A 23,224-nucleotide genomic window follows, 5' to 3' on the forward strand; every position below is an offset into this window, starting at 1 on the left:
CATTACCGAAACCGTATTTGAGTCCTAATTTAACTGAAGTCGTCCCGCCTGCAAAGTATTCCTTTATTGCTGACGCTTTTTTCTCTGAATATTCCATGTTCACACTATTTTTGTGTCAACCTATATCAGGACAAGACAGTTCAGACAAATTCTTTCAATTCCCTAAATTAGAGTTCAGACAAATAATAATGGCGCCCCCTTCGGGCCGGGCTTTGCAGGGCTGCGCTCCGCTCCGGCCCTTCGGGGCTAAACCCTTACAATCCCTGGCGCAATTTCTGAACCGCTGATTTTAATGATTTTAGGATTTCGTTGATGGTCTGAACCTTGATTTTCTTGATTTAAAGATTACTTGATTTAAAATCCTTCAATCCCTTAATCGCGCGAATCATGGTTCAGACAAAAATCCCAATCACCCGAAGCACCCCAAAAAACACAAATTCCGTTGCCAGTAGCACCGGCGCGGCAATGCCTTGTTTCTTAAAGCCGAACTTCTCGAACACGAAAAGCATAGCAGCGCTTACCAGGAACCAGCAATAGTAATTTTTAAAGGGAATGATGTTGCCTGTCCAATGCCAGTAATCAAAGCGGATGGCTACGGGTTCTATCAACAAATCCAGCAATACCAGTAGCAATGCGCCGGCGATTACCCGCGCCGTAACGCTTTTAAGCCTGCTGCGCTGCATGGTAACGCCAGCGCCATAAATAAGCAAAAACCAGTTGATGCCGATGGTGAGGGGGATATCCAATATTCTAAAGCCAAGTGTATTGCCGTACGCATAATCGCCGAAAACCCATTTTTTGTGTACGCCAATCCATTCCAGTACGATGCCGGATATAAACACCAGGGCCATAAACGAAAGGAATTTTTCATCAAAATTCTTATGTGCCAGTATGATAACCAACAGCATCAGCAGGATGTGCCAGGGCACTATCTGCAAAAATAAAGGGCGCGTAAAAGGTACCAACAAGCCCACCAGGCCCACAACGTGGAACAAGATGATAACGATAATGGACGTAAGCGGACCTATACTGAGATTTTTCGGCCTTTCCATTCGGTGGTTTTGCTAAGGTGTTTTTGTATTGAGGTAATGCCGATAAGCAGCAAGCTGAACATTTGTACCGGGTGCAAAAATAAATTCGTTAAAGCGTTTTGCCCTGCTGATAAAGATATCATCACCCTGCCCAGCAGTATCAGGCCCAGCATAATAAATATCAAATTCAGGTTCATGGTCATTACAATGATGACTGGCCCGCCGATGATAAGCAGCAGGTATATTAAAAAACCGATGATATTGTAATTGAAAGCCGCCAAAAAATTCTTGCCGAAGCCATTAATGGCTTCGCTATACCCTTTATACATACGGCAGCTGATCATGCCGTTGGCCAGCAGGGCTTCACCGTTTAGTTTGGTTGCTTTTACCAGTTTCATTATCTCCACATCTTCTACCACTTTGTTTTTTACCATTTGGTGCCATTGGTATTGTTTGTAACCGGCAGCATCAAATAGCATAAACTGCCCGCTGGCGGCGGATAGGGCCGCGGTTTTTAGCAGGTAGACTAATCGCAGGGGCAAAAGGTTTAAAAGGATGTAATGCATCAGCGGCACCACCATTTCTTCGCCCGCGCTGCGCATGGTTTGGTTGGTAAACAGGCTAAGCAGCGCCAGGCCGCGCAGTTTCATACGGTGCACCGCGCTGTTGATGAGTCCGTTTTGCACCTGTTCGTCGGCATCCAAAAACAAGTAATAATCTCCCGTGGCATGTTGCGCCAATTGGTGGCAGGCGTAGTTTTTGCCAAGCCAGCCTGCAGGCAGGGCCTTGCCTTTAATTACACTATAACCAGGGTGTTTTGCGCAAAAAGCAGCGCAAACTTTATAGGTGTCGTCTGTAGAATTGTCGTCCAGTATCAGCACCTCGTAGTTCTGGTAGTCTTGCTGGTGGATGGAGGCAAGCAGCGGGAGAATGTCTTCAGCCTCATTGCGGGCGGGTATCAGGATAGAAACCTTATCGGCATAATGCTTGCCTATGCGCGGCAGTTTCGGGTTCGACATAAAATTGAACAGAGTTACCGTAAAGCGCAGTATCAAAAACGTGAAAACAATAAGCAGGACTATAATCACTTTATATCGATTTCGGTTTGGCGTAATTTGCTAGCCTCGTAGTGCAGCTGGTAAGCGCTTTGCAGCGCATCGATGGTTTTATCGGCATAGCTCAGGTTATCGGTTTTTAAGTAAACGGTTACCGAGGGCTTTTTATGTTTAAAGTACTGAATAAAAGTTGCAGCAAACAATAGCTGGAAGCTCCCTTCGGCTTTTTTGATGATTTTGAGCAGCCCCTGCTCAAAATTTACCTTCTCCACAAAGTTTGAGTGCAGCTTCCCCTGTGGGAACATCAACACCAGGTTGCCGGGTTCGTTCAATAGTTGCGCTGCGTAATCCAACGATTGCAGTATATCGCGGGAATTTTTGCTTACCGAGAACGCCCCCGCGTAACGCAACATGCCCTCGCGCCTGGCGGTGTCTTCCAGTATCATTACATGGAATTTTTTACGAAGCAGCTTATCGTTCAGGATATATAAAATCAGCCCATCCCAAAAACTAAAGTGATTGGCAACCAACAGTACTGATTTACTGCTATCCAGCTCCACCCTGTTATAAAAAAACTCATGGAAAGTTTTGCCCACCTGCCACTTTACGTACGTGTCGAAAATCCATTTCATCAAGAGGTTCTTTTTTGGGTAGATCATGGTTAATGCGATACGTTTACCTGATCCTTCAAGGCCTGCCGGTGGAAAGTGTTTATCTTCTCCGCCAGTTCATCAAAACTCAGCTCTCCGGCCACGCCCAAATCCAACAGGTGGAAGTACACCGATGGCTTCAGGCTCTCGAAATACTCGATGAGCGCGCAGTTATAAATGATATGACAGGGCCCTTTGATATTTTTGATGAGTCGCTCGATGCCTTTCTCCACCTTAATTTCGGTGGTATGGTTGGAGATGAGTTCGCCCTGCGGGAAAACGATGACCATATTCCCGGCATCGTTCAAAATATCGGCCGCATGCTGCAGGGATTTAATCATTTCGCGCGAGCTGCGGCTGATGGAGAATGCCCCGCAATGGTTAAGCCACATACGCGCCTGCAGGTGATCTTCCTGCATCATGATGTACGATTTGCGTTTAAGGTGCCAATATGCCAGATAGTTGGCCCAAAGCCCATCCCACCAGCCGAAGTGGTTGCAAAGGAGCAATACCGAGTGACCGGGTTTCGGTTGTATCATGTTCACCACCTCTAGCCTGTTAAAAGCCTTGCGCATGCGGTAATACATGTATTTGGCAAAGGCATCAGCCAGGAATTTTTTGCGGCGGGCGGCTATCATTGCGGTAAATTTACTAAATACTCGTCCAATTGCTTCACCACCAGCCAATGGCCCAGGGGCACTTCGTGCACTTCGGGTTTATCCAGCATATTAATAAAAGGCGCAGCCGCTTTCATAGGGAACAGGTTATCGCTCTTACCGAATATAAGCCGGCATTTGATATGGTATTGATTGATCAGCTTTGCAACTTTGGCGGTATTGGGTTTCAGCAAACGGATGAGGTTTAAGGTATAATACACATCCTGCCGTTTTTGTTCGGTATCTATCTCATTATAGGCAATATTGAACAGGCTCTCATCTATAAAACCCACTTTCTTAAGTCCTTTGATCAGCCCCGGTGCCAGCCATTTGCTTTTTGTAACTGTTTTAAAAAACAGCCGACCAACCCGTTTATTCGTAAGGAAATTAAAGCCCTTGTAAACCGACAGCCCGTCAGGTGCCATCAGGATTACCTCGTCGATCAGATCAGGATATTCTTCCAATAATATCAGCGCGATATTGGCCCCGATGGAGTAGCCCATTACCGAGAAGCGTTGCCTGCCATGTGCCTTAAACCATTCTTCGGCGTAGGCTGTTATCATGGCTTTGGGCATACCGGCTATGATTTGAGCCTCGCTCCAGCCTTCAACTTTGCTTTCGCCATGAAAAAAATGGTCGAAGCCATAAACGTGGTATTCTTTCAGGATAGATTTCTCCAACACATGGAACTGCCTGCCCGTCATTCCGTACCCGTGGAAAGCCAGCAGGGGTTTGCTGCCGCTGCCGTATTCGTGATAATGTGCCTTGCCCAACGCGGGGATGTCCAGAAAACCCATAGCGGCAATATTAAGGAATTTGGAGGGTTTTATTTTTTATAGGATGCAGGAGAGATTTAACAAATTCAGAATTTGTCAAATCTCTCCTATCTTTACCCGAGCAAAATGGAAAACATAAAATTTTATCAGGGACGGGATTTGACCTTACTCAGTTTAGTGAAGGCCTTATGGCCTTCGCTAATACCTTGCTTCGTATTACCTTGTGTTTATATTTACAGAGCTCTGGCAAAACCGGCGGAGCATGCTGCGGATTTGCCTTTTTATGCAGGAATAATGCTGTTTGTATTGGCAGTGATGTGCTATCGTTTAATAGATTCCTATCTCAAAAAAAAGGCTAACAGGATAGCGATTGAGTTAACCGATGATGGAATTGTCCAAATGGTCAATCAAAGGATAATCCCCTGGTCAGAAATATACAACCTCGAATACAAAGGTGGCGTTATTGCAGTTATGCTGAATGATAATGAGGCATTCAAAGCAAAAACTATTTGGCGGCGATTAGGTCAATGGCTGAATAATCTTTTTTATAATACGCCGGTGATTATCAGCCTGAACAATGTAAGGGGCGACGCTTTCGATAATTACAACATCATGTATGATTACATGGAAGCGGTGGAAAAACGCAATGCCGGCGAAACTATTTAATTTCCCCCTTTCCATACCCTCGGTTTGCCACCATCCTTTGGGCGAAATATCCTGATACGCTCATCATACCCATATCCTGCAAAAACATAATGCTGCTGGTTATATTTCTTGGTTAATCGTTTGTTTATCAAACATTTTTCATCAATGGTATAAACGAAAAACGGAACGTAACTAACAATATCTCCCTCCGGCTTGTCACTTTGGCCAACCACCTCATTGTAACCGGTGTAAATAAAACATAATCGGTTGTTATTCCCCAGTCGTTTAACTGCAATCGGAATTTCCACGTCGATATCATTGCTTTCACTGTCAAAAACCATCCTGGCAATATTATTTTCGATATTAATGATAGAAAACTCCTCGCGGTAGCCGGCGCCATCCAACACACCAAACAACAGGATGGCAGACTGTATAGTGCTCTTTTTTATAAACAAGAATTTAGAACTGATAGCATTCCTATTTTTTGCCAGAAACTCGGTATCAACCAGCGTCCATTCGTACTTGGCTTTAAATATCTTGGTGCCATATCCAGCGAGCGAAACGCCAATCCTGTTAAAAGCATCGTCTTCTTTTAGCGATGAACTTATAGTTATCGTATCTGCTCTGTTATCGTTATTCAAGTCGGTTACATAGGTTTTTACAGCTTTGTAATTGCCTTTTTTGACGCTTTGTCCAATCGCATTACAAGCAACCAAAACCAACACAGCGATCAATAAATTTTTCATCAATGTTTCTCCTTAATATACTTCACAATCGCATCTGTTGCCCCAATATGATCATCCACGTATTTTTTTGCGCTCCTGCTCGTTCGGTAACGGAATATCTCATCGTCCATCAAACTGCCCGCTGTGCTTAACAACTCCTCTTCGTTATTGATGCTGAAGGCAGCTTCCAGTGCTATCATATCCTTAGCCTCTTTAAACTTATCGTACTTAGGGCCAAATATCACCGGCATACCAAAGGCCGCGCCCTCCAGCGTGTTGTGTATCCCCGCGCCGAAGCCGCCGCCGATGTAAGCAACATCTGCATACTGGTAAAGCGAGGATAGCATGCCGATGTTATCTATGATGAGATTTGAGACGTGATATTTGAGATTTGAGATTTCGGAGTACCGGATGCTTGATTCCTTTGGCAAGAGGCTCAGCACATGGCCGATTTTATCCTCCCCAATCTCGTGCGGGGCGATGATGAATTTCCAGTCGGGGTATTTGGCTATCAAAGCTGCCAGCAGTTTTTCGTCGGCCGGCCAGGTGCTGCCTGCTATGAATAATTTTCTATCTCCCTTAAAGGCGGCAATCTCAGGCAGTTGTTTTGGTTGTTGCGCATTGGCCCAAACCCTATCGAAGCGGGTATCGCCGCTGATGCTAATGTTCGATTTGCCCAGCCCCTGCAGCAAATGCTTACTGTCTGCATCCTGCACAAAAAACCAGGTTACCATTTTCAGCATCCTGCGGTGCAGGCCGCCATACCATTTAAAAAACACCTGCCCCGGCCTGAAAATGCCGGATATGATATACAGCGGCACATGCTGTTGATGCAACCGGTTAAAATAGTGGTACCAATACTCGTATTTGGTAAAAATGGCCATATCCGGCTTTATGGCTTCTACAAATTTGCGGGCATTGCGGCGGGTATCCAACGGCAGGTAATAAACGGCATCGGCAAGCGGGGTATTCTTGCGAACCTCGTAGCCCGAGGGCGAAAAAAAAGTAATAACGATAGGCTTGCCGGGATATAACTGCCGCATCCGCTCCAGCACCGGCCTGCCTTGTTCAAATTCGCCCAATGATGCGAAGTGGAACCATATGCTCGAGGCCAGGGGCTGCACATGCTGCCCTTGCCGGCCTTTTATCCACAATTTTGCTTTATTATTAAAAATGGAAACAATATATAGCAGCCAAAAGTATAAAGTGACTCCAAAGTTATATAGTAGAAGCATTTTAAGATGGTAATTATTATCTTCGTCGGGCAGTAAAAGTAACAACATAATTGCAAGTTCGTGCTATATTGCCCCGCATCATCCCCGATAACACTTTGGCAACAGGGTTTTTAAAACAGAACAAATAAAATAATATTGATGGCAAAGCGTAAACGTATCTTAATTACCGGTGCCGCCGGCTTCCTGGGTTCGCATTTGTGCGACAGGTTTATCAGCGAAGACTTTCATGTTATTGCGATGGATAACCTCATTACAGGCGACCTGCGCAACATCGAGCACCTGTTCAAGTTGGAGAACTTCGAGTTTTACAACCACGATGTATCTACCTTCGTGTACGTAGCCGGCGAACTGGATTATATCCTGCACTTCGCCTCGCCCGCAAGCCCTATAGATTACCTTAAAATACCTATCCAAACTTTAAAGGTAGGCTCCCTGGGTACACATAACCTGCTGGGTTTGGCCAAACATAAAAATGCCCGGATGCTTATCGCCTCCACCTCAGAAATTTACGGCGACCCAAGCGTAAACCCGCAACCCGAAGAATACTGGGGCAACGTAAACACCGTTGGCCCGCGCGGCGTGTATGACGAGGCCAAGCGTTTCCAGGAATCTATCACCATGGCTTACCATACCTTCCATGGTTTAGAAACCCGCATCGTACGTATATTCAACACCTACGGCCCGCGTATGCGCCTTAACGATGGCCGCGTGCTGCCTGCATTCATAGGTCAGGCTATCCGCGGCGAAGATTTAACTGTATTCGGCGATGGCTCGCAAACCCGCTCGTTTTGCTACGTAAGCGATCTGATAGAAGGCATCTACCGTTTACTGTTCAGCGATTATGCTGGCCCGGTAAACATTGGCAACCCAAGCGAAATCACCATCAAAGAGTTTGGCGAAGAAATTATCAAGCTTACCGGCACCTCGCAAAAAATGGTGTATAAAGAGTTGCCGACGGACGACCCCAAACAACGCCGCCCGGATATTACCAAGGCCCGCGAGATTTTAGGCTGGGAGCCAAAGGTATCGCGCGAGGAAGGCCTCAAGATTACTTATGAATACTTTAAATCGCTCCCGCAGGATGTGTTGGAGAAAGTAGAGCATAAAGATTTTACCACCTATAATAAATAATAAAGACAAGACCCGGCGCCGCACCGGTGGCACGGGCCTTGCTCAATACATACAAACAGCCCTACACATGAAAATATTAGTTACAGGAGGTTTAGGTTTCATTGGCTCGCACACCGTTGTAGAACTGGTAAACGCAGGTTACGAACCGGTAATCATAGACGACCTCTCTAACTCAAGCATCAAAATATTAGATCAACTGGCCAAAATCATCGGCTACAAACCCGCTTTTTACAAACTGGACCTTTGCGACGAGGCTGCCGTAAAAGATTTTGCCCAACAAGAGCCAGAGATTGGGGGCATCATCCACTTTGCAGCCTCCAAAGCGGTCGGCGAATCGGTTAAGCTGCCCTTGAAATATTATCGAAACAACTTCTTCTCGCTCATTAACGTGCTGAATGCCTATGAAGGCAAGGCTCTGAACTTCGTATTTTCATCAAGCTGTACCGTATATGGCCAGCCCGATGTACTTCCGGTTACCGAAGATGCACCTGTAAAAGCTGCGCAATCGCCCTACGGAAACACCAAGCAAATAGCCGAAGAAATACTGCAGGATGTAATTGCAGCAGGCAGCACTTATAAAATAATCTCGCTAAGGTATTTTAACCCGGTTGGCGCACATGAAACCGCCCTGATAGGCGAGTTGCCCATCGGCGTGCCGCAAAACCTGGTGCCGTTCATTACCCAAACAGCCATTGGCAAACGCGAAAAGCTTACCGTATTCGGCGATCAGTACAATACGCCCGATGGCAGCAACATACGCGATTATATCCACGTGGTAGATTTGGGAAAGGCGCACGTTGCCGCCCTTAAGCTGGCCGAAAAGGAGAGCTTTAAAGGCTACGATATGTTTAACATCGGCACGGGCAAGGGCACCTCGGTGCTGGAAGTGATAAAAGCCTTCGAGAGCAGCACCGGCGTTAAGCTGAACTACCAGATAGGCCCGGCACGCGCCGGCGATGTAGAGCAGGTTTGGGGCGATGTTACCAAATCTACCAACAAGCTTAACTGGAAAACAGAACTGGACGTCAACATCATGATGTCGTCTGCCTGGGCATGGGAAAAGTACCTGGTAGAAAACCCATTATAGTACAATATTTCATAAAATAGAGGATTGTTGCCGCATAGCGGGCCGAGCCCTCAATTGAAAAGCTTTCAGATGAAAAAAATTATCATTACCGGTGGCGCAGGGTTTATAGGATCGCACGTGGTGCGCCGTTTCGTAAAAACTTACCCGCAGTACCAAATTGTAAACCTGGATAAGCTCACTTATGCAGGCAACCTGGCCAACCTGAAGGATATCGAAAACGAGCCTAACTACCGTTTCGTGAAAGGCGATATCGTAGATCTGGCTTACATCAGCAACTTATTCGAGATAGAACAGCCCGATGCTGTGATACATTTGGCTGCAGAATCGCACGTGGACCGCTCCATTACCAACCCGCTGGAATTTGTGATGACCAACGTAGTTGGCACCGTAAACCTGCTAAACGCCGCAAAAACCATATGGAAGGATGATTATGCATCTAAACGTTTTTACCACGTATCTACCGACGAGGTTTACGGCACCCTGGGCGATACCGATATGTTTACGGAAACTACCGCGTACGACCCGCATTCGCCGTATTCGGCATCCAAGGCAAGCTCGGATCATTTTGTGCGAGCCTACTATGACACTTACGGCCTGCCAACTGTTATATCTAACTGTAGCAACAACTATGGTTCGTTCCACTTCCCCGAGAAGCTGATACCGCTGGCTATCAACAATATAAAACAACAAAAACCCGTGCCGGTTTATGGCAAAGGCGAGAACATACGCGATTGGCTGTGGGTAGAAGATCATGCCCGCGCTATAGATGTAATATTCCACAACGCGGCCACCGGAACCACTTATAACATAGGCGGCCACAACGAATGGAAAAATATCGACCTCATTCAATTACTTTGTAGTATATTAGATAAAAAACTGGGCCGCGAGGAGGGCGAATCGGCTAAACTGATTACCTATGTTACCGACCGCGCCGGGCACGATCTGCGTTACGCTATTGACGCTACCAAATTAAAAAACGAACTTGGCTGGGAGCCATCCATCACTTTTGAGGAGGGGCTGGAAAAAACCGTTGACTGGTACCTGGCAAATGAGGCATGGTTGAGCGATGTAACATCGGGCCATTACCAGGAGTATTACAGCGACCAATATAATAACCGTTAAAGGATGTTTGGATTATTCAAGAAAAAGGAAGTAAAGAAAGTAAGGACGCTGGATTATGCGCCAATTGTAGTAGATATGCACTCGCACGTGCTGCCGGGGATAGACGATGGCGCACAAACGCCCGAGGAATCCATAGTGCTCATAAAAAAAATGATGGAGCTGGGCATCAAAAAGATCATTGCCACGCCACACGTTATGGTTGATTATTACCGCAACGATCGCGAAAGCATCATGAACGCCCTTGCAGTATTGAAGGCCGAACTGATAAACCAAAATATCGATATCCCTGTTGAGGCCGCTGCAGAGCATTACTTCGACGAAAGCTTCGAAAAACGGATAGAAGAACGCAGTTTGATGACTATGGGCGCGGATAACTACGTGCTGTTCGAGCTGTCGTTCATCAACGAGCCGCCAAACGTGATACAGATGGTGCAAAAAATGCGCGATGCCGGCTATAAGCCTATTTTGGCCCACCCCGAACGTTACGCCTATATGGATATAGACCGCATGCGTGCCATACGCAGCTGGGGCTGCGGCCTGCAAATAAATACCATATCGCTTACCGGATATTACGGCAAACCAACCAAAAAAATAGCCGAAGATATGGTGGATGAACAAATTGTAGATTTCATATCCAGCGATATGCACCACCCGCGTCACGCCCAGGCTTTCGAAGATGCCCTCACTACCGATTACGTAGAAAAACTACTTAAAGATTATCCGCTGAAGAATAAGTTGCTTTTTTAGAGGAGAGTAAAGAATCAAGAGACAAGATTCAAGAGTTAAGGATTAAGATATAAAATAGGAACGGGAATAGAGCTAAGCTTATATTCCCGTTTTGCTATAATGTATGTTTGGCAACCATGCCGTTTTCTTGATTCCTGGCGGTCGCAATTCCTATTCTGTCTTGAATCTTGTCTCTTGATTCTTAACTCTATTCGTATCGCAGCGCTTCAACCGGATCCAATCGGGCTGCTTTTTTTGCCGGGTAGTAACCAGATGATAAACCGATAGTGGTACAAAGCATAATGGCCACGAAGAGCCACAACCATGGCACGATGAACGTACCGCTGATGGATACTGCTATGAGGTTGCCGCCTAATATACCCAGTATGATGCCGCCGATGCCGCCCAAAAGGCATATTACAATAGCTTCTATCAAAAATTGCCTACGTATTACTGATGGCGTTGCGCCGATGGCCTTGCGCAGGCCAATTTCGCGGGTACGTTCGGTTACCGATACCAGCATAATGTTCATCAAACCTATGGCAGCGCCTATCAGCGTAATAAACGCTATTGCGAAACCCGCTATGGTTACATAGCCAAGGTTGTTCATCAGTTCGGCTTGTATAGAGTCGGCACGGAATATCTCGAAGTTATCATCCTGCCCCAGGTGCAGGCTGCGCACGTTCCTGAACAGCGATGTAGCCTCGCCGATAGTAGCGTCCAGTGCTTCCGGGCCGGCAACATTTACCGTAATAGAAAACGATGGTTTGTTGCTTTGCGCTATCTGCCGGGCCTTTTGCACCGGTATCACGCAGAACCTGTCGCCGCCAAAACTATTGGCGCCTTTAGCAGCAATAACCCCTATGATCCTGAATTTGCTGCTGCCCAGTAATATCGTTTTGTTGATGGGGTCGGTTTTGGGGAAAAGCTTGTTCTTCAGCTCATCGCCAATGATTACCACGTTGGTACCGTGATCTATTTCCGAGGCCGAGAAATTGCGGCCCAATGCCAGCTTATGCCCCTTTATAGGCAGGTAGTTCTCGTTGCTGCCTATAACCTGCAGGTTGGGATTGGTTTTTATGCTTTCGTATTTGGCTATGGCGGTACCGGTTACGGTAAAATCTATACTGATGCGCACAGGCAGTTTAAACAGCTTTTGAAAGCGTTCGGCTTCCTGGTAGGCAATGGCGGGATAACGCTTGCGGTGCCCGCCGTTACCGAAACTAATGCCCGATCCGCGGTTTTGTATAGTGAACGAGTTGGCACCCAACCCCGCGAAGGCATCGTTGGTTACCTGTTTTATCCCTTCAATAGAAGTCAAAATCCCTACCAGCGCGGTAATGCCTATGGCAATAATCAACGCCGTAAGCGATGTGCGCAGCCTGTTGCCTGCGATGGATTGTAAGGCTATAGCTATATTTTCTCTGTAGGTAGTTTTTACCGGCATGGGATAGTTTTAAAAAGACTCGTTTGCTTTTGACTATGGTACGGCGCAATTTGTTACAAGCAGGCAAATTAATAAAACAGATAATTATTCCGTATTGCAGGGCTGCGATACAAGCCGTACTTTCGTCATCATCAACATCCGCCATCGTGAAAAAATACTTATTGCTTTTAACGTTTATAATAGCCTTTGCATTACAAGCTGCCGCACAGCAAACCACATCCGTAACCCGTGTGGTAACAACGTCGCGCGCGGATATGGAGAGGAAAGTAGTCATCGATTCTGCCGGTACAATATTCCCCTATGCCGAATGGCAAAAACTAGTTCTATCGGGAGATTATATGTTACGGGGAAAGAGCAGGGATGCCGATACCCTTACCCTCGTAAAAATGACCGCCGAGGACAAAGAACGCCGCAACAATTCAAGGCCCGCGCTCCCGCCCAGCCCCGCTTTCCCTATCGGCCAGAAAAAGGAATTGTTCAACGCCCGCGACGTAAACGGCCAAAAGGTAGATTTCAAGACACTCCAAGGGAAAGTTGTAGTATTGAATTTTTGGTTTATTGCCTGTGCACCCTGCCAACAGGAAATACCCGAACTTAACCAACTGGTGGCCGATAACCCCGACGTGGTGTTCATCGGCTTCAGTACCGACCTGAAATACGAGGTAAAAGATTTCCTAAAAGCAACGCCATTCAACTACCGCCAAATTTACGATGCCCGCGATGATTGCAATCGCTACGGCGTTGCCGGCTACCCTACCAATGTAGTGATTGATAAAAATGGCATCACCCGTTTCAGTTCCAGTGGCTACGGCACCGGTAGCCTTACGTACCTAAAAAAAGCCATCGCGCAGGCAAAGGCCGAAAATTAACTATAACCCAGGCGTAAAACCGCATATCTTTGCTTGATAACCCAAAACGACTTTTTAGATGAAACGATATATATTGCTGCCATGCCTCGCGTTGCTCATACATTTTTGCGCGTACGCGCAAACCACGCTTACCAAACCTGCAGAAGAGTACGCCTTTAACCAGAACACGGTAGTAACCAGCGCCAATGGCCTGAAATATAAATACGCCGACTGGAGCAAATTGGTAGCCACCGGCAATTACCAATTAAAGCCCGTTGATGCCGAAAGCGACAGCACCGCCTTTATACTCACACTCAGGGATACCGCAAAAGGGCTGGTACCTATAGGTGTGCCAAAATCTACTTTGTTTTTTAAGAAAGGGAATCATATGATATTCCTGAACATGACGGACGTGAACGGCAAACCGATTGCCAGCGAAGATTTGAAGGGCAAAATTGTGGTGGTAAGTTTTTGGTTTATAGCCTGCCCGCCCTGCCGGTACGAAATGCCCGAACTGAATATCCTTGCGGATAAATATAAAAATGACAAGAACGTAGTTTTTTTAGCGCTAAGCATCGATAAAAAAGAGGACCTACAACGTTTTTTAAAAGTGTCGCCCTTTAAATACAATGTAGTTGGCGATGCAGAAGCCTACTTCAGCTTTTACGGCGTACTTGAATGCCCCGTAAACCTGGTGATAAGCCCCAACGGGACTATCGCTTTCCAAAGCCAGGGGTATAACAACGGCATCGTACCGCTTTGGATAGACCGCGCCATAAAAGTTATCAAAACCGAAGAAATAAAGGCTTTGCTCAAATAAAAAAACCCATCCTTTTTGAGAATGGGGCCAAGTACAATATATAAAAGGGGTCGATTACACTGAGAAGGATGTGCCGCAGCCGCAAGTGCTGGCAGCATTGGGGTTATTGAAAGTAAACCCGCGGGCGTTCAGGCCGTTCTGGAAATCTATCTGCATGCCTGCCAAATACAAGCCATGCGCTTTGTGCATAAACACAACCAAGCCATCAATAATGTACTCCTGGTCGCCGTCTTTTTTCTGGTCGAAACCCAGCACATAGCTCATGCCCGAGCAACCGCCGCCTTCAACGCCAATACGTAAGCCAAAATCGTCGTTCAGCTCTTGCTGATCCCTCAGCTTAAAAAGTTCTTTTACGGCACCCGGCGTAAACGTTACGGGGGCAATCATGGTTTCGGCAATGGCACTCATCTTATTTTTATGATTAACTACACAAATATAAGGTAAAATGCGGATTTTTGCAGCCGTCGTATTATTTATGACCTCTGCCTAACATTTAAAAACCATGGATCTTTACAGCACTTTAATGGCCATATTAAAATATACCGTAGCCGGCATCGGCGTGGTGTATGTAGCCTTTTACCTGTTTAAACCTTACCTGGAAAAAAGCCAAACCCTGCAAACGCTCGAACTAAAAAAAGGCTTAAGCGCGCAAACGCTGCCGCTCAGGTTGCAGGCTTACGAGCGGTTGGTGTTGTTTGTAGAGCGGGTAAACCCTGCCAATATGCTCATCCGCCTTGGCGCAAACCAAATGCCGGCGGCCGAATTGCACATCATTATCGTTAACGAGATACGCAACGAGTACCAGCACAACGTAACCCAGCAAATTTATGTAACCGAACGTGCCTGGGCCGTTATCAAACGCGTAAAAGAAGACACCCTTGCCGTGGTGAACAGTGCCGTAAAAGCGCTGCCCGAAGGTGCCAACGGGCTGGATCTGGGCCGCATTACCCTCAATCACCTAAGCAAACTGGAAGATAATCCCTACGATATCGCCATCACGCTGTTGAGGCAGGATCTGGAGGATTTATTTTAACCCCTATGGCCGCCAAAAAGATCACCAACAGCTCGGGCATTGAGGTAAAAGAGGTTTATACCGAACCCTCGGGCATGGCCGAGCTGCCCGGCGAATTCCCCTACACCCGCGGCATACAGAAGGATATGTACCGCGGCAAACCCTGGACCATGCGCCAGTACGCCGGTTTCTCTACCGCCGAAGAAAGCAACAAGCGTTACCATTATCTATTAAGCCAGGGCACCATGGGCCTCTCGGTAGCGTTTGACCTACCCACCCAGATAGGGTACGACAGCGACCACGAACTTGCCGAAGGCGAAGTTGGAAAAGTAGGCGTAGCCATAGATTCATTAAAAGATATGGAGGCATTGTTCGATGGCATCCGGTTGCAGGATATTACCACCAGCATGACCATCAACGCCACCGCCCCTATCCTGCTGGCTATGTACATCGCGTTAGCAAAAAAACAAGGGGCTGATCTGAAGCAAATATCCGGCACCATACAAAACGATATATTAAAGGAGTATGCGGCAAGGGGCACCTATATCTATCCGCCCACGCCGTCGATGCGACTCATTACCGATATTTTTGAATATTGCAGTAAAGAAGTGCCCAAATGGAACACTATCTCCATATCGGGCTACCACATCCGCGAAGCCGGCTCAACCGCCGTGCAGGAACTAGCCTTTACCCTGGCCAACGGCAAAACCTATTTAAAGGCCGCATTGGATAAAGGGCTTGATATAAACGTATTCGCCAAAAGGCTATCGTTCTTCTTTAACTGCCACAACAATTTCTTCGAGGAGATAGCCAAATTCAGGGCGGCGCGGCGCATGTGGGCACACATCACCAAAGAGCTGGGCGCAACCGATGCCGGGGCGCAAAAACTACGTTTCCATACGCAAACAGGTGGCTCTACCTTAACGGCCCAGCAACCCATGAACAACATCGTGCGGGTGGGCATGCAAGCTATGGCCGCAGTGCTTGGCGGCACGCAATCGTTGCACACCAACGGGTACGACGAGGCACTTTCGCTCCCTACAGAGGCTGCGGCAAAAATTGCGTTGCGCACCCAGCAGATCATCGCATTCGAGAGCGGTGTTACCGATACGGTTGACCCGCTTGCGGGATCGTTCTTTGTAGAAGAGCTCACCAACCAGATGGAAGCCGCAGCACAGGCCTATATAGATAAGATAGATGCCATGGGCGGCTCGGTAAAAGCTATCGAAAACGACTACATGCAACAGGAGATTGCAGCGGCAGCCTACCAGTACCAAAACGATATTGAAAGCTGCGAACGTGTGCTGGTTGGCGTAAATAAATTTATTCAGCCTGAGGCTGTGGCAGATAATGTTTTTCGTATAAATGATTCTATCCGCCTAAAACAAACAGAGCAATTAATGTGTTTAAGAGAACAAAGAAATAATGTTGAAGTAAGCCTGGCCTTGCAAAATTTAGCAAGCGCCGCCCATGGCACCGAAAACCTTATGCCTTACATTTTAACCGCTGTTGAAGGCTACGCCACCTTAGGCGAAATAGCCGATACGCTCCGCGATATTTTTGGAGAATATTAACAAAAAATATACCGTAATATTTATCAAACATTTGCTTTAAAACAGGGTTTACAACCTATGGGTTTAAATTTTGGTCGCAAGAAATTCCTGTTTGAACTTGCAAATGCTTCATATCGCTCTGTATGAGCAGATAATACGTTTTAGCAACGAAATATAACATTTAATATGAATTATACATTAAAAAAAGGTGAGGTTTAGATAAATATATTTCGGAAAAATTCTCAAAATATCTTTTTTAATCCGCTTTTTTTATGAATATTCGATGTTCCGAAACGGCCTGAATTGTTGCTTGTTGGGACGCTGAAAATCAAAGAATTACTGAATCTACTATGGAAAAAACTTGTACTGCCGTTTGGAATAGCTGCCTCCTCATCATAAAGGACAACATACCGGCCCAGAGCTTCAAAACCTGGTTTGAGCCGATAAAAGCCCTAAGAATGGAAGGGAGCGTGCTAACCATACAGGTGCCGAGTTTATTCTTTTACGAATGGCTGGAAGAGCACTACGTGGGCCTTTTGCGCAAAACGATCAAGAAACAACTGGGCGATGAAGGCAGGCTGGAATACAACATTGTTGTTGAGCAATCTACCAGCAAGCCGTACACCACCAACATGCCATCAAACGGCAACGGTGCCGAGGCTAAAAACCAATCGATGCCGATACCTATCTCTATCAATAAGGACATTAAAAACCCTTTCGTGATACCGGGATTGAAGAAGCTGAATGTAGACCCTCAGCTTAACCGTAACTACACTTTCGAGAACTTTGTAGAGGGCGATTGCAACCGATTGGCACGTTCTGCAGGCTATGCCGTTGCAGCCAAACCGGGCGGCACATCATTCAACCCCTTAATGATATACGGCGGCGTAGGCCTGGGCAAAACCCACCTGGCGCAAGCCATAGGCAACGAAATAAAACGCAGCCTGCCCGATAAACTGGTGCTATACGTAAGCTGCGAAAAATTCACCCAGCAATTCGTAGATGCGCTAAAGCATAACAACATCAACGATTTCGTGAATTTTTACCAGGCGATAGATGTGCTCATTATGGATGATGTGCACAACTTTGCCGGCAAAGAAAAAACACAGGATTTTTTCTTCCATATCTTCAACCACCTGCACCAAAGCGGCAAGCAGTTGATCATCACATCAGATAAAGCGCCTAAGGATCTGGCCGGTTTAGAAGAGCGTTTGCTGTCGCGTTTCAAATGGGGCCTCTCTGCCGATTTGCAGATACCCGATCTGGAAACCCGCATGGCTATCCTCAAAAACAAGATATACCAGGACGGCATCGAACTATCCAACGATGTGATAGAATACGTTGCCCACAATATTGACAACAACGTGCGCGAGCTGGAAGGCGCCATGGTTTCGTTATTGGCACAATCAACCCTTAACCGCAAGGAGATAGATCTAAACCTGGCCAAGCAGATGCTGAAGAATTTCGTAAAGAATTCGGCCAAGGAAATTTCGATGGAATACATCCAGAGCCTGGTTTGCGAATACTTTGAGGTGCCTATAGAGATGGTAAAATCGCAAACCCGCAAGCGCGAGATTGTGCAGGCACGCCAGATATCTATGTACCTGGCCAAGGCGCATACCAAAAGCTCATTGAAATCGATAGGCCACTTCTTCGGCGGCCGCGACCACTCTACGGTTATCTACGCCTGCCAAACCGTTGAAGATTTAATCGACACCGATAAAAAATTCAAAGGCTACGTAGCCGATATCCAAAAGAAACTGAAGATGTCTTAATTGGCATTTAAGAGATAATAGGAGCCTCGCGGATGCGGGGCTTTTTTTGTGGGTTTATATTTCTCGCAAAGGCGCTAAGACGCAAAGAAAAGGGATTGCACCGTGATTTAACGAACGTCGAATAAGAAGAGATGCATCAAAAAAACCGCGCCTTTGCGACTTTGCGTGAAATAAATATTTGATGGGCTTTTACTTTTTTCTACCTTGCCTACACCAACGCAACCCATCATGAAAAAACTATTCATCTTCCTGATACTGATAAGCCTTAGCGCCACCAAAGCTTTTTGCCAAACCGATAAGGACGATATCAAGAAAGCAATCAACACCATGTTCGACGCTATGCGCAAGGGCGATAGTACCCTGCTGAAATCGGTATTTGCTGATGGGATGGTATTGCAGGGCCTAAAGCCTAATACTGACGGCAGTTACGCGCTCGAAAATGAAAAACCGGCGGGTTTCCTGAAAGCCGTTGGCACCCCACACAAGGATGTTTATGACGAGCGTATAACCTTTGGCGATATTAAAGTGGATGGGCCACTTGCCAGCCTATGGACACCCTACAAATTCTACCTCGGTAAAACCTTCAGCCATTGCGGCATCAATTTTTTCCAGCTGATGAAAACCGCCAACGGCTGGAAAATTATCTATGTAGTAGATACCCGCCGCAAGGATAACTGCCCGGAATAGATTTAATAAAACATCACAACAACATCGTCATTGCGAGCGAAGCGCGGCAATCATCGGCATGCAGAGCCGCTTTGCAGGTCCGCTCTGCTCTCAGATGATTACTAATGTGTTTGTTGTCTTTTAAAGGAATTAATGAGCTCCCTTCGGTCGGTTGTCCGCGTCGCCCCAACTCTCAACCCAAGCCGCTCCTCGCAATAACGCGATGGGAAGCTCTTCAATCTTGTCTCTTGGTTCTATCCTCTTGTCTCTACCCCCCCTCCCCTTTGTAACATTTTAAATATCAACCACAAATAGGGTTACTATTGCGGGCTAAGGGGTATCAATATAAAACCAATTAAATAATCGCGAGGGACTGAGCTCCTGCGCGCTTAGCAACTGCTCCAAAATATCAATATATCATCCATCGATACTTCATTAGCCGTCGGCACATAAGCCGGTGGCTTTCTGATTTGATATCAATTTATTGATAATCAATATTTTATATAAATTAAATCCGTAAATATTGGGTTACTTTTTATTGGTGCCGGGTATCAATACTAAACCAATAAATCAATCATGAAAACAAAAATCTTAGTGGTGCTGGCAGCTGTGGCTTTGCTGGCTGCGTGTAAGGGAACATCACATCCTGCATACGAAGTGGTTAATAATAGTGCTGCCGACAGTACCCGCACTTTTTCTCCATCAAACGATAGCCTGGCTTCGAATATCGCACCCAAACTCGTAAAATCCTCTGATATGAGTTTAAAAGTAAAAAACGTACAGCAAACCGGCGATACCATTGCTGCTTTAACTACGCGATACAAAGGGATGGTCATGCACCACCAGATGCGTTCAGAAGCGGTAAACAGCCAGGATATCCGAATTAGCGACGACTCCGTGATGCGTGTTTCGGCTTTTAGCACCTCGGCCGATATGACCGTTAAAATACCCTCGGAAAAACTGGAGGATTTTATGATGAAAGTGAGCCACCTGGGTATGTACATTACCTCGCGGCAGATGGATATCGAAGATAAAACGCTGGATTACCTTGCCGAGCGGATGAAGACCAACAACCGCCGCGAATTGGTTGCCCAGCAGAAAAGCGGTAAAATAACCATCAAAGACCCGGAACGTGTTTTATGGCTGAAAGACGACATGGTTGATGGCCAGATAAACAACCAGCGCATAGATGCTGCTGTAAAATACAGCAACATTAGCCTTAACTTCCAGCAAAGCAATACCATCGTGAAAGAAATGGTGGCAAATGACGACCCATCTGCATACCAGTTGCCGTTCTTTAAACGCCTGTTTATGGCCATCGCCAACGGCTGGGCCATGTTTACCGAATTCATCATCGGCCTGGTAAACCTGTGGGTATTCGTATTGGCCGGGATAGGTGTATGGATTGCGTATAGGACGTACAGGAAGAGGTACCCAACTTTGGTGCAACCAAAGGTTCCGACCATATAGACATCGTAATTGCGAGCGATAGAGCGGCAACCATCGGCAGGCAGAGTCGCTTTGCAATTCTGACCTTAGTGCCGATGATTGCCACGCCGCCCGTCCACACGCGTCCAGCCCGCCGCGGCTCGCAAAGACGTGATGGGAATGGTTTAACGAAAGAAGCCCGGCTGGTGCCGGGCTTCTTTCGTTAAGATAAAATGGCATAAATCCTGTAAATCCGTTTAATCCCGGTTCAGACAACCTACCCCACCAGCTTCTTATACCTAATCCTCTTAGGCGCTACATCACCCAAACGTTTCTTGCGGTTTTCCTCGTAATCGCTGTAGTTGCCTTCGAAGAAGTACACCTGCGAGTTGCCTTCAAATGCCAGGATGTGCGTACAAATCCTGTCCAAAAACCACCTGTCGTGGCTGATGACCACTGCGCAGCCGCCAAAATTTTCCAGCGCTTCTTCCAGCGAACGCAAGGTATTTACGTCGATATCATTAGTTGGCTCATCCAGTAATAAAACGTTCGAACCTTTTTTTAGCGTGATGGATAAATGCACCCGGTTACGCTCGCCGCCCGATAGTACGCCCACTTTTTTCTGCTGATCGGCGCCATTAAAGTTAAAGCGCGATACGTAGGCCCGTGAGTTTAACGGACGACCGCCCACCATAATGGTTTCCAGGCCGCCGGTTACGTTCTCCCAAACAGATTTGTTGGGGTCGAGGTCGTCGTGCATCTGGTCAACATAACCTAATGCAACGGTTTCGCCTACACGGAAGGTACCTGCATCGGGCTGGTCCTGCCCGGTGATGAGGCGGAACAGTGTGGTTTTACCCGCACCGTTGGGGCCAATGATGCCTACGATACCTGCAGGCGGCAAAGAAAAGGTCAGATTCTCGAACAACACTTTATCGCCATAGGCTTTGGTAACGTTGTTGGCCTCTATCACAATATTGCCCAAACGCGGGCCCGGCGGGATAAACAGCTCCAGCTTTTCTTCCCTGTCCTTTGTTTCTTCTGATGCTAATTTATCGTAGTTGGATAAACGCGCCTTGGATTTGGCGTGGCGGCCCTTTGCCCCCATGCGCACCCATTCCAGCTCGCGTTCCAAAATCTTCTGACGTTTGCTCTCGCCTTTTTCTTCCTGGGCAAGGCGTTTTGATTTCTGGTCGAGCCATGAGGAGTAGTTACCCTTCCATGGCAAGCCTTCGCCACGGTCAAGCTCCAGTATCCAGCCCGCTACGTTATCCAGGAAGTACCTGTCGTGCGTTACGGCAATTACGGTACCTTTATATTGTTTAAGGTGTTGTTCCAGCCAGTCGATAGACTCCGCATCTAAGTGGTTGGTAGGCTCATCCAGCAGCAAAACATCCGGCTCCTGCAACAGCAAACGGCAAAGTGCCACGCGGCGGCGCTCACCACCCGATAGTACGGAGATCTTGGCATCCGGGTCGGGGCAGCGCAGGGCATCCATGGCACGTTCCAGTTTAACATCCAGTTCCCAGGCGTTCACGGCATCTATCTGGTCCTGCAGTTCGCCCTGGCGGCTCATCAGCTTGTCCATCTTATCGGCATCGCTGTAATATTCTTCTAAGCCGAATTTCTCGTTGATATCTTCGTATTCTTTAAGCAAGGCGGTAGTTGCGGCAACGCCTTCCTCTACAATTTCCTTTACGGTTTTGTTGGGGTCGAGTTCCGGCTCCTGGCTCAGGTAGCCCACGGTATAGCCCGGCGAAAATACTACCTCGCCGATGTTGGTTTTATCTATACCAGCGATGATTTTGAGCAAGCTCGATTTACCCGAGCCGTTTAAACCGATAACGCCGATTTTGGCGCCGTAAAAAAACGACAGGTAGATATTTTTGAGTACTGTTTTTTGCGGGGGATAAACTTTGCTTACCCCTGCCATAGAAAATATGATCTTTTCGTCGGCCATTTTATACAGAAATTGGTTTATGATGTATGAGGTTCCAAATATCTCGTAAATAAGGTTTGCAGCAAAATATAAAACACATTTTAAAGGATTTATCGAAGGCTGGCCGGGCTGCTGCGAGATGCGCAGCACTTTATCATTTTGGTTGCTACATCTCCAAAAAATAATATGCCGTAACATCGAGTAGGAAAGTAGGGATTAGTTCCCTACTTGTCCTCTCACACCACCGTACGTGCCGTTCGGCATACGGCGGTTCATTAAACATTAACAGTTTTAAGCGGGGGTTGTGATGTCTTTGAGACTTACAAAGCCCATTTTCTTTAAAAGTGCATTATTTAGCGCGATTGTTAGGATAGGACTATGAACAGTTCGCCAGTAGCCCTTCCGTGTACTAGCCCACCAGTAAGCTTTATTGGGTTTAACCCCAAGCTGGGTCAGGTGTTTAACTCGTGTCCTTACCCGTTTCCATTGCTTCCAGTAGCATAATCGGATACGGCTTCTTACCCATGAGTCGAGTCTTTCGAATACCGATTTTGCGTCGCTTAACTTAAAGTAATTGCCCCACCCGTGATTTAATCGCCTGATTTGCATCATGCGCTCTTCCATTGCATAGGGTTTGCTCCGGCAGGTTATCTGACGGATTTTGTCCTTATAGATGGCGATGCTCTTTCGGTGTACCGAGATACGGTTTCCTTCCTTCCTTTGATAAAAGGTAAAGCCTAACAGCTTACTGAACCATGGGCGGGTTACCGAACTTTTCTCCATGTTGACTTTCAGCTTCAGTTCCTTTTCGATGAAAGTACTAATGCTTTCCATTACACGCTCACCTGCACGTTTGCTTTTAACATAGATACTTACATCATCAGCATAGCGTACAAA

General features: G+C 46.7%; 23 protein-coding genes. 12 read left to right on the forward strand and 11 right to left on the reverse strand.

Features of this window, described 5'->3' with window-relative positions; translation table 11 throughout:
- Positions 1–392: 392 nt before the first annotated feature.
- Genes AC1DYT_RS26130 through AC1DYT_RS26150 form a run of 5 tightly spaced genes read right to left on the reverse strand, consistent with a single transcriptional unit; the run spans position 393 to position 4,189 of the window.
- Entirely contained in the window at positions 393–1,052 is a 660-nt protein-coding gene (locus tag AC1DYT_RS26130; protein ID WP_477472428.1) for a carotenoid biosynthesis protein, read from the reverse strand.
- Positions 1,025–2,119: a glycosyltransferase family 2 protein gene (locus tag AC1DYT_RS26135; protein ID WP_477472429.1), complete on the reverse strand. Its 1,095-nt coding sequence runs from the start codon at positions 2,117–2,119 to the stop codon at positions 1,025–1,027. The genes AC1DYT_RS26130 and AC1DYT_RS26135 overlap by 28 nt, the downstream gene beginning before the upstream one ends.
- Positions 2,116–2,745 carry a 1-acyl-sn-glycerol-3-phosphate acyltransferase gene (locus AC1DYT_RS26140; protein ID WP_477472430.1) on the reverse strand — a complete coding sequence of 210 codons (630 nt, stop codon included), beginning with the start codon at positions 2,743–2,745 and terminating at the stop codon, positions 2,116–2,118. Before AC1DYT_RS26140 ends, AC1DYT_RS26135 begins: the two co-directional genes overlap by 4 nt.
- Before the next feature lie 2 nt (positions 2,746–2,747).
- Positions 2,748–3,374, reverse strand: coding sequence for a 1-acyl-sn-glycerol-3-phosphate acyltransferase (locus tag AC1DYT_RS26145; protein WP_477472431.1), 627 nt, complete (start codon positions 3,372–3,374; stop codon positions 2,748–2,750).
- Positions 3,371–4,189 (reverse strand): alpha/beta hydrolase, encoded by an 819-nt coding sequence (locus AC1DYT_RS26150; RefSeq protein ID WP_477472432.1) that lies wholly within the window; start codon positions 4,187–4,189, stop codon positions 3,371–3,373. The genes AC1DYT_RS26145 and AC1DYT_RS26150 overlap by 4 nt, the downstream gene beginning before the upstream one ends.
- 105 nt (positions 4,190–4,294) lie before the next feature.
- On the opposite strand from AC1DYT_RS26150, the gene AC1DYT_RS26155 reads away from it, so the two are divergent.
- On the forward strand, positions 4,295–4,834 hold the full coding sequence (locus tag AC1DYT_RS26155; protein WP_477472433.1) for a hypothetical protein: 540 nt from the start codon (positions 4,295–4,297) through the stop codon (positions 4,832–4,834).
- On the opposite strand, the gene AC1DYT_RS26160 is transcribed toward AC1DYT_RS26155, so the two are convergent.
- Entirely contained in the window at positions 4,831–5,559 is a 729-nt protein-coding gene (locus tag AC1DYT_RS26160) for a hypothetical protein (RefSeq protein WP_477472434.1), read from the reverse strand. The two genes, AC1DYT_RS26155 and AC1DYT_RS26160, sit on opposite strands and share 4 nt — an antisense overlap.
- Positions 5,559–6,821, reverse strand: a complete 1,263-nt coding sequence (locus AC1DYT_RS26165) for a 3-deoxy-D-manno-octulosonic acid transferase (RefSeq protein ID WP_477472435.1) — start codon at positions 6,819–6,821, stop codon at positions 5,559–5,561. The genes AC1DYT_RS26160 and AC1DYT_RS26165 overlap by 1 nt, the downstream gene beginning before the upstream one ends.
- A gap of 90 nt (positions 6,822–6,911) precedes the next feature.
- Between AC1DYT_RS26165 and AC1DYT_RS26170 the strand changes: the two genes are divergently transcribed.
- From AC1DYT_RS26170 to AC1DYT_RS26185, 4 genes are all read left to right on the forward strand, one after another.
- Positions 6,912–7,904 carry a UDP-glucuronic acid decarboxylase family protein gene (locus tag AC1DYT_RS26170; RefSeq protein WP_477472436.1) on the forward strand — a complete coding sequence of 331 codons (993 nt, stop codon included), beginning with the start codon at positions 6,912–6,914 and terminating at the stop codon, positions 7,902–7,904.
- A gap of 67 nt (positions 7,905–7,971) precedes the next feature.
- Entirely contained in the window at positions 7,972–8,991 is a 1,020-nt protein-coding gene (gene galE / locus AC1DYT_RS26175; RefSeq protein ID WP_477472437.1) for a UDP-glucose 4-epimerase GalE, read from the forward strand.
- A gap of 69 nt (positions 8,992–9,060) precedes the next feature.
- Positions 9,061–10,113 (forward strand): dTDP-glucose 4,6-dehydratase, encoded by a 1,053-nt coding sequence (gene rfbB, locus AC1DYT_RS26180; RefSeq protein ID WP_477472438.1) that lies wholly within the window; start codon positions 9,061–9,063, stop codon positions 10,111–10,113.
- A gap of 3 nt (positions 10,114–10,116) precedes the next feature.
- Positions 10,117–10,860 (forward strand): tyrosine-protein phosphatase, encoded by a 744-nt coding sequence (locus tag AC1DYT_RS26185; protein WP_477472439.1) that lies wholly within the window; start codon positions 10,117–10,119, stop codon positions 10,858–10,860.
- Positions 10,861–11,047: 187 nt separating this feature from the next.
- Here the strand turns inward: AC1DYT_RS26185 and AC1DYT_RS26190 are convergent, their stop codons facing one another.
- Entirely contained in the window at positions 11,048–12,286 is a 1,239-nt protein-coding gene (locus tag AC1DYT_RS26190; RefSeq protein WP_477472440.1) for an ABC transporter permease, read from the reverse strand.
- A 146-nt stretch (positions 12,287–12,432) separates the two neighbouring features.
- Here AC1DYT_RS26190 and AC1DYT_RS26195 point away from each other — a divergent pair, with 146 nt between their 5' ends.
- Together AC1DYT_RS26195 and AC1DYT_RS26200 are read left to right on the forward strand one after the other, a co-directional pair.
- Positions 12,433–13,155 carry a TlpA family protein disulfide reductase gene (locus AC1DYT_RS26195; RefSeq protein ID WP_477472441.1) on the forward strand — a complete coding sequence of 241 codons (723 nt, stop codon included), beginning with the start codon at positions 12,433–12,435 and terminating at the stop codon, positions 13,153–13,155.
- Between the two features lie 58 nt (positions 13,156–13,213).
- Positions 13,214–13,954 carry a peroxiredoxin family protein gene (locus tag AC1DYT_RS26200; RefSeq protein ID WP_477472442.1) on the forward strand — a complete coding sequence of 247 codons (741 nt, stop codon included), beginning with the start codon at positions 13,214–13,216 and terminating at the stop codon, positions 13,952–13,954.
- Between the two features lie 54 nt (positions 13,955–14,008).
- Here the strand turns inward: AC1DYT_RS26200 and AC1DYT_RS26205 are convergent, their stop codons facing one another.
- The gene (locus tag AC1DYT_RS26205; protein ID WP_133229416.1) at positions 14,009–14,362 is read right to left on the reverse strand and encodes a HesB/IscA family protein; all 354 of its coding nucleotides are present in this window, start codon (positions 14,360–14,362) and stop codon (positions 14,009–14,011) included.
- 94 nt (positions 14,363–14,456) lie between these two features.
- Here AC1DYT_RS26205 and AC1DYT_RS26210 point away from each other — a divergent pair, with 94 nt between their 5' ends.
- The 5 genes from AC1DYT_RS26210 to AC1DYT_RS26230 all read left to right on the forward strand — a co-directional run bounded on the left by AC1DYT_RS26210 (position 14,457) and on the right by AC1DYT_RS26230 (position 20,430).
- Positions 14,457–14,987 (forward strand): DUF7935 family protein, encoded by a 531-nt coding sequence (locus AC1DYT_RS26210; RefSeq protein ID WP_477472443.1) that lies wholly within the window; start codon positions 14,457–14,459, stop codon positions 14,985–14,987.
- Positions 14,988–14,992: 5 nt separating this feature from the next.
- Positions 14,993–16,540 carry an acyl-CoA mutase large subunit family protein gene (locus AC1DYT_RS26215; protein WP_477472444.1) on the forward strand — a complete coding sequence of 516 codons (1,548 nt, stop codon included), beginning with the start codon at positions 14,993–14,995 and terminating at the stop codon, positions 16,538–16,540.
- Between the two features lie 329 nt (positions 16,541–16,869).
- Entirely contained in the window at positions 16,870–18,294 is a 1,425-nt protein-coding gene (dnaA, locus tag AC1DYT_RS26220) for a chromosomal replication initiator protein DnaA (RefSeq protein ID WP_477460900.1), read from the forward strand.
- A 228-nt stretch (positions 18,295–18,522) separates the two neighbouring features.
- A complete protein-coding gene (locus AC1DYT_RS26225; RefSeq protein ID WP_477472445.1) occupies positions 18,523–18,981 on the forward strand; it encodes a nuclear transport factor 2 family protein in 459 nt (152 codons plus the stop codon).
- A 555-nt stretch (positions 18,982–19,536) separates the two neighbouring features.
- A complete protein-coding gene (locus tag AC1DYT_RS26230) occupies positions 19,537–20,430 on the forward strand; it encodes a DUF4349 domain-containing protein (protein ID WP_477472446.1) in 894 nt (297 codons plus the stop codon).
- Between the two features lie 235 nt (positions 20,431–20,665).
- Here AC1DYT_RS26230 and ettA read toward each other — a convergent pair whose 3' ends face one another.
- On the reverse strand, positions 20,666–22,348 hold the full coding sequence (gene ettA, locus AC1DYT_RS26235) for an energy-dependent translational throttle protein EttA (protein WP_477460904.1): 1,683 nt from the start codon (positions 22,346–22,348) through the stop codon (positions 20,666–20,668).
- 270 nt (positions 22,349–22,618) lie between these two features.
- On the reverse strand, positions 22,619–23,224 hold a 606-nt coding region (locus AC1DYT_RS26240; protein WP_477472447.1), incomplete at its 5' end, for a group II intron maturase-specific domain-containing protein.

The sequence above is a fragment of the Mucilaginibacter sp. P1_D10 genome (assembly GCF_056406215.1).

What these genes read in the sequence shown, in the direction of transcription:
- AC1DYT_RS26165 (WP_477472435.1), bottom strand. Translation starts at nt 6,821, where the DNA reads ATGTTGTTACTTTTACTGCCCGACGAAGATAATAATTACCATCTTAAA.
- AC1DYT_RS26200 (WP_477472442.1), top strand. Translation starts at nt 13,214, where the DNA reads ATGAAACGATATATATTGCTGCCATGCCTCGCGTTGCTCATACATTTT.
- AC1DYT_RS26170 (WP_477472436.1), top strand. Translation starts at nt 6,912, where the DNA reads ATGGCAAAGCGTAAACGTATCTTAATTACCGGTGCCGCCGGCTTCCTG.
- AC1DYT_RS26150 (WP_477472432.1), bottom strand. Translation starts at nt 4,189, where the DNA reads ATGGGTTTTCTGGACATCCCCGCGTTGGGCAAGGCACATTATCACGAA.
- dnaA (WP_477460900.1), top strand. Translation starts at nt 16,870, where the DNA reads ATGGAAAAAACTTGTACTGCCGTTTGGAATAGCTGCCTCCTCATCATA.
- AC1DYT_RS26155 (WP_477472433.1), top strand. Translation starts at nt 4,295, where the DNA reads ATGGAAAACATAAAATTTTATCAGGGACGGGATTTGACCTTACTCAGT.
- AC1DYT_RS26225 (WP_477472445.1), top strand. Translation starts at nt 18,523, where the DNA reads ATGAAAAAACTATTCATCTTCCTGATACTGATAAGCCTTAGCGCCACC.
- AC1DYT_RS26230 (WP_477472446.1), top strand. Translation starts at nt 19,537, where the DNA reads ATGAAAACAAAAATCTTAGTGGTGCTGGCAGCTGTGGCTTTGCTGGCT.
- AC1DYT_RS26145 (WP_477472431.1), bottom strand. Translation starts at nt 3,374, where the DNA reads ATGATAGCCGCCCGCCGCAAAAAATTCCTGGCTGATGCCTTTGCCAAA.
- AC1DYT_RS26215 (WP_477472444.1), top strand. Translation starts at nt 14,993, where the DNA reads ATGGCCGCCAAAAAGATCACCAACAGCTCGGGCATTGAGGTAAAAGAG.
- rfbB (WP_477472438.1), top strand. Translation starts at nt 9,061, where the DNA reads ATGAAAAAAATTATCATTACCGGTGGCGCAGGGTTTATAGGATCGCAC.
- galE (WP_477472437.1), top strand. Translation starts at nt 7,972, where the DNA reads ATGAAAATATTAGTTACAGGAGGTTTAGGTTTCATTGGCTCGCACACC.
- AC1DYT_RS26205 (WP_133229416.1), bottom strand. Translation starts at nt 14,362, where the DNA reads ATGAGTGCCATTGCCGAAACCATGATTGCCCCCGTAACGTTTACGCCG.
- AC1DYT_RS26130 (WP_477472428.1), bottom strand. Translation starts at nt 1,052, where the DNA reads ATGGAAAGGCCGAAAAATCTCAGTATAGGTCCGCTTACGTCCATTATC.
- ettA (WP_477460904.1), bottom strand. Translation starts at nt 22,348, where the DNA reads ATGGCCGACGAAAAGATCATATTTTCTATGGCAGGGGTAAGCAAAGTT.
- AC1DYT_RS26185 (WP_477472439.1), top strand. Translation starts at nt 10,117, where the DNA reads ATGTTTGGATTATTCAAGAAAAAGGAAGTAAAGAAAGTAAGGACGCTG.
- AC1DYT_RS26190 (WP_477472440.1), bottom strand. Translation starts at nt 12,286, where the DNA reads ATGCCGGTAAAAACTACCTACAGAGAAAATATAGCTATAGCCTTACAA.
- AC1DYT_RS26210 (WP_477472443.1), top strand. Translation starts at nt 14,457, where the DNA reads ATGGATCTTTACAGCACTTTAATGGCCATATTAAAATATACCGTAGCC.
- AC1DYT_RS26140 (WP_477472430.1), bottom strand. Translation starts at nt 2,745, where the DNA reads ATGATCTACCCAAAAAAGAACCTCTTGATGAAATGGATTTTCGACACG.
- AC1DYT_RS26160 (WP_477472434.1), bottom strand. Translation starts at nt 5,559, where the DNA reads ATGAAAAATTTATTGATCGCTGTGTTGGTTTTGGTTGCTTGTAATGCG.